Source organism: Brevundimonas sp. 2YAF1 (assembly GCF_052114745.1).
GTDB lineage: Bacteria > Pseudomonadota > Alphaproteobacteria > Caulobacterales > Caulobacteraceae > Brevundimonas.
In genome coordinates, this window is record NZ_JBFRFI010000012.1 from 37,955 (window position 1) to 47,410 (window position 9,456).

Sequence of the window (9,456 nt, forward strand, 5' to 3'; positions counted from 1 at the left end):
GCGAGCCGCCGGGGAAGACATGATCATGAAGAACCCCCATCGCAGCGGACAACCCGGCGCCCATGACGCCCGTTCGCGCTGGCGCCATGCCCGGAGCGCGCTCAAGAAGACCCTGGCGGTTCAGGCCGGACTACCAGAGACGCTGGAGGACATCCTCAGCAGCATCCTGAACATCTCGTCTGAGGGGATTGTCGTCGCCGACCAGGATCTGCGAATCCTGCTGTTCAGCAAGGGCGCCGAGGTCATCTTCGGCTACACGGCGCCCGAGGCCCTGGGACAACCGATCGACTTCCTCATTCCGCACGAACGGCGCGAGGCGCACCGGCAGCGCGCCCAGGGCTTCGCCGCAGGCGCCATTCTCAGTCGTCGCATGAGCAGCCGCCAGGACGTCACCGGCCTGACCAAGGACGGCCGGTTGGTGCCGATCGAAGTGGGCCTGTCCAAGCTGACGACGCGCACCGGCATGATCTACACCGCCATCGTCCGGGACATCTCGGAAAGCGTGACGGCCGAGGCCGCGCTGAACCAGGCCGTCAGCGACGCCACCGCCGCCAACGCCGCAAAGTCCGCCTTTCTGGCCGCCATGAGCCACGAAGTCCGCACACCGCTTAACGGCGTCCTCGGCATGGCCCAGGCCATGGCCCGCGATCACCTTCCCTCCAAACAGGCTGAGCGACTGGAGATCATCCGCAAGTCGGGAGAAAGCCTGCTGGGGATCCTCAACGACATGCTCGACCTTTCCAAGATCGAAGCGGGCAAGCTCCAGATGGAGACGCTGGAGTTCGATCTCGGTGAACTGCTCAGCGGAGCGCACGACACCTTTTCAGCGCTGGCCGTGCAAAAAGGGCTGCAGTTCGAACTGCGCATCGCCAAGCGAGCCGAGGGCGCCTATCTGGGCGATCCGTTGCGCCTGCGACAGGTCCTCAACAACCTGGCCTCGAACGCCATCAAATTCACCGAACAGGGTCGAATCGATGTCGTCGCCGATCGACAGGGCGAACTGCTGGTCATCACAGTGAGCGACACCGGCATTGGCATTCCTCCCGATGCTCGTCTGCGGTTGTTCAACAAGTTCGAACAGGGGGACCTCTCCATTACCCGGGGCTATGGCGGCACCGGTCTGGGACTGGCCATCTGTCAGGACCTCGTCCAACTGATGGGGGGAGACATCTCCGCCGCCAGCGTGGCTGGCGAAGGGACATCCTTCACCGTTCGGCTGCCTCTGGAACACGTAGGCCAGGTCCCGCGCCTACCCGATATCCAGTGTTCCACCGACACCTCCGAACGCGCGAACCCGCTCCGTCTCCTCGTGGCGGAAGATAACCGTGCCAACCAGCTGGTCATCGACACCCTGCTTCGCCAAGCGGGCATCGTTCCGGTGATCGTTCCCAATGGACGAGCAGCCGTGGCGGCCTGGGAGAACAGTCCCTGGGATCTCATCCTCATGGATGTGCAGATGCCCGAAATGGACGGTCCAACCGCGACCTCGATCATCCGGCGGTGCGAACTGGACAGCGGCCAATCACGCACCCCCATCCTCGCCCTCACAGCCAATGCCATGGATCATCAGTTGGTCGAGTACAGGCAGGCCGGGATGGATGGCGTGATCGCCAAGCCCATCGAGGTCGACAAACTGTTCTCGGCGATCTCAGGGGCGATCAATTCGGCGACCGCCAGCTAATCCGGGGCGCGCGCAGGCGTCCGGGAGCTGCCCGTCTCGGCTCTGCAAATTTGAAGACGACACCGGTGTCAAGGACGGGTTAGGGTCTGACCGGGCCGACGCAGATCGGCGACCGGGGAGTGTTTCGATGTCTATCGTTCAACGGGCGGTCGTCGCCGTTCTCGCTACGGGCGCAGCCCTGGCCTCCGCTTCGCTAGCTAGCGCCCAGATCGCCGCTCTCCGACCGGACGGCCTGCTGTTTCACGTCACCGCCGATTCCTCGCTGTCCGCCGACTATGCGGTCGGTCAGTCCGAGCCGACCTTCGCTGACAAGATCGCGCTGAAGCCCATGGGCGGCGCCCGTGGCGGCTATATCGAGGGCAGCGACGATCAGCAGCTGGCCTGGCGGGCGCCGGGCAACATCTTCGCGGCCCGCGGCGCCGTCGCCTTTGATTGGCGCTCACGCTACGCTGTCGGCCCCACGCCCTTTGTTCTGTTCCGCGTCGGTTATGCCGACCACTCCAGCTGGGACATGGCCTTCCTGCGAATCGACTGGAACGGTCACGGCTTCGACGCCTTCGTCACGGACACCAACCTCGCCCGCCTCCGGGTGTCGTATGAGTTGCCCCAGACGCCCGCCCCGGACGCTTGGATGCACATCGCCTTCAGTTGGGACGAGGTCGAAGGCGTGGTCCTGCATGTCGATGGCAAACGTGTCGCCGCAACCCGGACTTCGGCCGTTCTGGACGCCGCCCTGGACCAGTTCGGGGTCGCGTCGCGGATCGTCGCGCCGATCCAGGTTCACAGCCGCTACAGTTTCACGCGCGGCTCGGACTATGACGACCTGAGAATCTACGACCACGCCCTGTCGGATGACGAGGCCGCCGCAATTGCATCGCCCGCCGCGGTCGATTCGCCGACGCCGGCTCCAACGCCGACGGCGGATTGGCGCGCCGCCTGGAATCGCCGCTTTGGCTTCGACCAGGGTTCGGCCCCCTATCTGGCTGATCCGGTCACCCGCATCCGCCGCGTCGAGTTCACCGAGCAGCGCGACATCGCCCAGCGCATGTGGAAGGGCAACGACGGCATCCGTGAAACCACCTGGCCGGGCGTTTACAATCGCTCGCGCCTGCCGGGACGGAACGACTACTTCACCTTGCCCGACTGGAACGTCTATTCGATGGGCGGCAAGACGGCGACATGGTTCCTGCCCGACGAGCCCTGGAACCAGGTCGAGATTCAGGGGGCCGCCTATGGCCGCTTGTCCGCCGTAACAGCCCGCATCGACGCCAGTCGTGTCATCGACGAGTCTCCGCCCCAGACCCTGGCTGACCGTCCGCGCGGAGCCGAACGCACCACGACCCGGGTCAAGCCCCACGACGGCGGCGCGGTGCGCTTCATCAACACGAACCAGGAGGCCCCGATCCAGGAAATCGGCGTCTACAACGTCACGCCCGGCGCCCTGCCCGACAGCGTCGGCGATTACGCCTATGTCGTGCGCGCCGGGGTCGAGCCCAACTACGTCGCGACCGACAAGTTGTCCGCCTTCATCGCCGGTCGCCATACGGCGGAGGAGCGCGACACGGTCGCCGCCCTGCCCTCCAGCGCGCCGACGGCGCCGCGCACCACTGTCCTGACCGGCGACCGGCCGCTGGCCCACGTCGTGATTCCCATCGACTTCCGACGCGGGCGACCGGGCGGACCGCTGATCCGCAATGTGCCGACCCTGAGCTTCCAGGAAGCCGGCGGTCTGGACGGCATCGTGCTCGACATCCCGGCTCTGACCTCCACGCCGGGGCCGGACGGACTGATCTCGCTGAATATCCGGGTCAAGGATCCGCTGTGGCCGCTGCGCGACATGCTGGACGTCAATGTGGCGGTCAAACCGGGCGAAGGGCGCACCGTCTTTCTCGACACCCGCGACCGCATCCTGGACGACGACGACAGCCTCTACTTCACCATCGCCGCCTCGAGCCCGAATTTCCACGCGGCGGATCTGGACGGCATGGGGGTGCGGATGATCTTCAAGTCTCGCGACGCCGCCCGGCCCGAGCACGTCGCCGACCGGCTGGCCCAGATCAAGGACAGCTACGGCTTCCTGGTCGAGGAACGTCAGATCACGCGAGACCTTGGCCTGTTCAACCAGTTCTATCTCGACCTCAAGGACCTGCTGCGCGTCGATCCGGAGAACGTCGAGGGTCGAGCCTATTGGAGCGAGTGGAACGCATCCCAGCCCCTGCCCGCCTTCACCCAGCTGACGCCGCCGCCCGGCGCGCCTCTATGGGCCTTTCGTCAGGTCGAGGACCTGAAGCTGGTGCGCCAGTTCATCAACTGGTGGATCGACAACCGCCAGGTGGAGGGCGAATTCGGCGGTGGAATTTCCGACGACACCGACCTGACCAATCAGTGGGTCGGCCCGGCCCTGATGGGCGTCGACACCGACAAGCTGAACGCCTCGCTCCAGGCCCTGATCGAGGCCAGCTACCGCAACGGCATGTGGACCAATGGGCTGGGCACGATCCAGACCGACGAGCTTCACACCTACGAGGAGGGCATCAACGCCATCAGCCAGGCCGCGCTGCTCAATCGCGGCGACCCCCGAACGCTGGAGCGACTGATGGCGACGGCCCGCCGCTATGGCGAATTGACCGAGGTGAACCCCGCAGGCCACCGTCACATCATCTCCAGCTACTATAGCGGCTCGCACTTTGCCCGAGACAGGCCGTGGGACTGGTCCAAGCCCCAGTCCCATCTGGTCCTGCACCCCGGCATGGCCCTGGTCGACTACAATGGCTCGCCGAAGCTGAGAGCCCTGCTGCTCGAATTGGCCGATGGCTATCTGGCGCACGGCAAGCCCGGCCCGGACGGAACAATCGCCTGGCCCGCAGACATCAACTGGACGACCGACGCCCAGCGCGGTTCGGGCCCCGGCCCGACGACCATGCTGTTGTGGTCGGCCTTCCGCTGGACCGGCGACGCGAAATATCTGGCGCCGATGGGCGCGCCCGGATCGTCGGGATGGTCCGGCGTCAACAGCGACGCGGCCCGCGATCTGGGGCGGCCCGAACTGAACCAGGACTATGTCATGGCGGCCGCCAGGCCGGACGCTTCGTCCGACGCCTTGGCCATCGCCGCCGCCGAAACCGGAGATCGCACCTTCCTCGAACGGCTCTACGCCGACGACATCCAGTTCGCTTCAATCCGCATGAAGATGCAGACCGAAGACCACTGGTGGACCGATCGGGTGGAGTTGCCGTCCGACCAACTCCAGCGCGCGCGCCTCGGCGGCGTCGCCCTCGTTCGCGGGCGCATTGTGCCGGGCCACCGGATCAGCTGGCGCTTTGACGTTCCCGAGGACGCGCTGAAGGTCGGCATTCTGGTGCGTGAGCCCGCCCGTGACGGCTTCCGCATCGTAGTCTGGAACATGGCCTCGACGCCGATCAAGGCCGCTATCAGCGGGGCCGAGGTCACGCCCGGCCAATGGCGCATGACGCAGGGCGCCGATGCGAACGGCGACGACAGGCCCGATGCGGGCCGGACCGAGACGGTTGTCTTCGGGCCGGGAGAGGCCGTTCCCGTCACCCTGCCGCCAGGCCCCAGCGTGATCGAATTCGCCCTGGCCCAAGCCGGTCCTCCGATGTCGACCCGACCGGACGTCGGCATCGGCGCCGCCGATCTGGCGCGGCGCGGCGGACGGCTGTCGGTCACGGTGCATGGCCTCGGCGCCGTCCCCTCGCCCGGCGGACGAGTGGTGCTCGAAGGTCCGGACGGCGCCGTCCTGGCCACCGCCCGATTCGGCCCCCTGGCCTCGCCCGACGATCTGCAACCCAGGACCGAGACGGTCAGTCTGCGCCTGCCACGCGACCTTCCTTCAGGGACCAACGTCCGGCTGATCCTCGATGGCGCGCCAGTCGAGGTCAGCACGGCGAACAACCGGACGCCCTGGCCGAACGACTGAGCTCGGACGGTCGTGATGACCTCCAGCCGAAGGGAGGATCGACACAAGTACGGCTGGCGCGCCGCCCCCCGAGGAGGCGGCGCGTTCAGTCCCTTCGCCGGACGCGCGGGCCGGGTCCGACCCTGGATCGCGCGACCTGGGCATCGGTCAGGCGCCAGAGGACGATGCGCGGCAGCGGCCACCTCTCCACTCGCCGAACCGACCCAATATGACGACGGTCAAATCGACCTCCCGCGTAGCGCCTAACCTCGTCCAGCGAAGAGATTGGGAGCATATTCATGGCGCGACGAAATCATGCGGTCCTGAAGGCGCTGGCGGCGTCGGCCCAGAAGCCATGACGCCGCAGTTACGATGGCCCTGCCTCTGCATCTGCATCTGACACCTTCCTCCGCTCTCGCCACCGGCCGAAGCGCGGTTCGGCGTATCTTCGCCGTGGGCCGCCCGCTGATCGGCGTCGCGCTGATGGTCGCGGCGGTGGCGGTGCTGTGGACCCAGTACCGGGATCTCAGCGGACGCGACCTGCTGCACCAGGCGGCGAGTTGGGGGCCGGGTGGGGTGGCGACCGCCGTGGCGCTGTGCGCCGCCAGCTTCGCCCTGCTGGGGGTTCTGGAATGGCTGGGGCTGCACTGGAGCGGCGTGTCGGTTCGGCTGCGCACCGCCCTGATCGGCTCCACCATCGTCAACGGCATCACGCACAGCCTGGGGGCCAATGTCGTGGTCGCCACCTTCGCGCGATCGTGGGCCTATCGACGCGCCGGGCTGCGGCTATTGCCTTCAGCGACCACGACCCTGTTCGGCGCCTTGTCGTTTGCGCTGGGGCTGGCGGCCATGGTGGGACTGGGCCTGGCCGTCGCGGACGGGCCCCAACTTCGCGCGGCGGGTCTCGGCGTGCCGGCCGGCCGCGCCCTCGCCATCGTGCTTCTGAGCGCGCCGACGCTCTATGTGATCGCCTGCACGCGCTGGCCGCTGGCCCCTCTGACCATGCAGTTGCGTCTGCCGGACGGCCCCCTGGCCCTGGGCCAGGTGGTGATCGGCGTCGTCGACAATATCCTGGCCGCCGCCATCCTGTGGATGCTGATCGGCGCCGCCGCCCCGCCCTTCCAGACCTTCGTCCTGGCCTACGCCATCGCCTGCCTGATCGGACTCGCGTCGGCGTCGCCAGGCGGCCTGGGCGTGTTCGAAGCGTCTCTGTTGCTGGTTCTGCCTGACACCGATCCTCAGGCCTTGGCCGGAGGCATGATCGGCTTTCGCCTGATCTTCTATCTGCTGCCTCTGCTCGTCGCCCTCGGTCTGGCGGTCTGGGGCATGATCCAGCGTCAGAAGACCACGCCCGGTGCCCTCGCCGCCGACGATGCGCCCCCTTGACCATCGTCAAGGCGACGACCACGTATTCCGTCCACCCTGGCCCGTTTCCACTGGCCGCCAGGACGAAATGATGGATGGCCTGAAGGGCATTTCCGAACGCGTCCCATCCACATGGGGATCGCCAATCGAGACGGGAGGGTCCGCAGTCTCGCAGGAGTGGGCCGCACCGTGTCTGGTCGATACGACCATGCTGTTCACGCCCGCCAGCGGCGGCGTCAAACGCTACCTCCTGGCCAAGCGCGCCTGGCTGGCGGTCCATCGTCCGCAGGTGGTCCACAGGCTGGTCCTGCCCGCCCAGAGCCGTCACGATCAGGACCCAGAGGTCGCCTGGATTCGCTCGCTCGCCCTGCCGCTGGGCAACGGCTACCGCTGTCCGCTCAGTTCTTCCGACTGGGCTGCGCGGATCGAGGAATGCCGCCCCACACTGATCGAGGCCGGCGACCCCTACGCCCCCGGTCTCGCGGCCTTACGTGTCGGACACGCGCGCGGCGTGCCGGTCATAGGCTTCTGCCACAGCAATCCGGCCGTGCTGGCCCAGATGTATTTCGGTCCCTGGGCGTCGCGGGTGGCGCGCCGCCTGTGGATCGACCGATGCGCCCAGTTCGACGCCGTCCTGGCCCCTAGCCGCTATATGGCCGAGATGCTGCGCGAGGCTGGATTGGACAAGGTTCAGGCCGTGCCCCTGGGCGTCGATGTCGCCGTCTTTTCTCCGTCCGCCGCAAGCCGCGACGCCTTGCGGCGAATGATCGGTGTAGCGCCCAACGAACGCCTGCTGGTCTTCGCTGGCCGCAAGGCCCCCGAGAAGCGGGTCGAGGTCCTGGTCCAGACCGTCGAACAACTGGGCGCGCCCTATCGTCTGCTGCTGATCGGCGCTGGCGAAGGCCTGCCCCATTCAGACCGCGTGATCGCCCTGCCGTTCGAGCCCGAGCCTCGACGCCTGGCCCGTCTGCTGGCCGGTTGCGACGCCTTCATCCACGCGAACCCGAACGAGACCCTGGGCCTGATTGTACTGGAAGCCATGGCCTGCGGACTGCCGGTCGTGGGCCCCGATCAAGGCGGCGTGGGCGAGATCATCGACGATGCCGTCGGCGCCCCGGCCCACGGCGCCGACGCCGCCGCCCTCGCCGAAGCCGTCGCCCATCTGTTCGCTCGCGATCCCTCGGCGCTGGGGGATGCGGCCAGGACGCGGGCGGTTCGCCGCCACGGCTGGCCCCGCACCTTTGAGCGCCTGACCCGCATCTATGCGGACCTGACCGGCGACCGAAACTTCATCGCGCCGGACGGCCATTCCCCAGGCGGGACGACGCACTGATGACGACCCTGGTCCTGCTGGCCCACTATGACGACGAGTATTGCGCGATCCCTCTGCTGGTCCAGGCGCGAGACAAGGGCGAGCCGCTGCTGTTGGCCTTCAACGCCGTTCCCCGAACGCCTGACGAGCGCACGAAGCGTCTTCACGAAACGACGCGATGCCTCGACGCTCTGGGGATCACGCAAAGGATCATTCTCGGCGACGGCGGCGCCCGGGCCTTCGACGGCCAACTGCTGCATGGGCTGGAACACGTCTTCGCCGCCCTGCTCTCCGCCCTGCCGCCATCGTCAATTGACGGGATCATCACCCCGGCCTGGGAGGGCGGCCACATCGACCACGACATGTGCGCCGTGCTGGGCGTGGCGCTGTCCGCGCATCTGGCCCGAGGTTCCGCCTCTCCCTGCCCGGTCGTGCAGTTCAGCCTGTACAACGGCGCCGACCTGCCTGGCCCGCTGTTCCATGGCGCGCGTCCGTTGCCGGAAAACGGCCCCCTGCTTCCCGTTTCAATAGGGCGCAGGGACTGGCTGGCCTTCGCCGCCGCCGTCCGCTTCTATCCGTCCCAGGCGGGGGTCTGGTCCACGCTCTGGCCCGCCGTTTTTCTCAGCTACGCGCAGCGCGGTTTCTCGGTCCAACGCCTGTCGCAGGACCGCGTCAGACAGCGCCCCCATGCCGGCCCCCTGCTTTATGAGCGCCGGGGGCGGCCATCCTATGCGATGGTGTCGGAGCAGGTCGCAACCTTCCTGTCTCTGGCTGGAGACGCCAGCGCATGACACCCGTCAATTTGCGCGCCGCGACAAACGGCACATCGTCGGGCGAAGATGAAAGGGTCAGTCCTTGCCATCGGTCCGCGCCAGCTTTGCGCCCAGTTCACGGTCGACGCCCCCGAACGAGCACACCCTCGCGGCGTTGACGTTGTCTCTATCGAGGAAGAGGGCTTCCCTGGCTGACTTCGGCTTCCAGGCGTCCGGCCAATGTCTGCAGCAGGACGCTAGGCGGGAGTTGCTCACCACCGACGGTGGGCTCAACCGGTGAACGCAACACGCTAACTTTTCTTCGGAGATGGAGCGTGGGCGATGAAGCAGCGGCGGCGGATCTATTACTCGGCGGCCCAGCGGGCTGAAATCTGGGATCGCTGGAAGGCGGGCGAGTCGATGAGTTCTA

At 67.2% G+C, this 9,456-nt stretch carries 5 protein-coding genes; all 5 read left to right on the forward strand.

Annotated features, from left to right (window positions below):
* The first annotated feature begins 25 nt into the window (after positions 1–25).
* Positions 26–1,681 (forward strand): ATP-binding protein, encoded by a 1,656-nt coding sequence (locus tag AB4Y68_RS13870; RefSeq protein ID WP_441456343.1) that lies wholly within the window; start codon positions 26–28, stop codon positions 1,679–1,681.
* A gap of 127 nt (positions 1,682–1,808) precedes the next feature.
* Complete coding sequence (locus tag AB4Y68_RS13875) at positions 1,809–5,618, forward strand: LamG-like jellyroll fold domain-containing protein (RefSeq protein ID WP_441456344.1); 3,810 nt, start codon at positions 1,809–1,811, stop codon at positions 5,616–5,618.
* A 351-nt stretch (positions 5,619–5,969) separates the two neighbouring features.
* Positions 5,970–6,983, forward strand: a complete 1,014-nt coding sequence (locus AB4Y68_RS13880; protein WP_441456345.1) for a lysylphosphatidylglycerol synthase domain-containing protein — start codon at positions 5,970–5,972, stop codon at positions 6,981–6,983.
* A gap of 187 nt (positions 6,984–7,170) precedes the next feature.
* On the forward strand, positions 7,171–8,295 hold the full coding sequence (locus AB4Y68_RS13885) for a glycosyltransferase (protein ID WP_441456346.1): 1,125 nt from the start codon (positions 7,171–7,173) through the stop codon (positions 8,293–8,295).
* Positions 8,295–9,065, forward strand: coding sequence for a PIG-L deacetylase family protein (locus AB4Y68_RS13890; RefSeq protein WP_441456347.1), 771 nt, complete (start codon positions 8,295–8,297; stop codon positions 9,063–9,065). Before AB4Y68_RS13885 ends, AB4Y68_RS13890 begins: the two co-directional genes overlap by 1 nt.
* The last annotated feature ends 391 nt before the right edge of the window (positions 9,066–9,456 follow it).

What these genes read in the sequence shown, in the direction of transcription:
- AB4Y68_RS13875 (WP_441456344.1), top strand. Translation starts at nt 1,809, where the DNA reads ATGTCTATCGTTCAACGGGCGGTCGTCGCCGTTCTCGCTACGGGCGCA.
- AB4Y68_RS13870 (WP_441456343.1), top strand. Translation starts at nt 26, where the DNA reads ATGAAGAACCCCCATCGCAGCGGACAACCCGGCGCCCATGACGCCCGT.
- AB4Y68_RS13880 (WP_441456345.1), top strand. Translation starts at nt 5,970, where the DNA reads ATGGCCCTGCCTCTGCATCTGCATCTGACACCTTCCTCCGCTCTCGCC.
- AB4Y68_RS13890 (WP_441456347.1), top strand. Translation starts at nt 8,295, where the DNA reads ATGACGACCCTGGTCCTGCTGGCCCACTATGACGACGAGTATTGCGCG.
- AB4Y68_RS13885 (WP_441456346.1), top strand. Translation starts at nt 7,171, where the DNA reads ATGCTGTTCACGCCCGCCAGCGGCGGCGTCAAACGCTACCTCCTGGCC.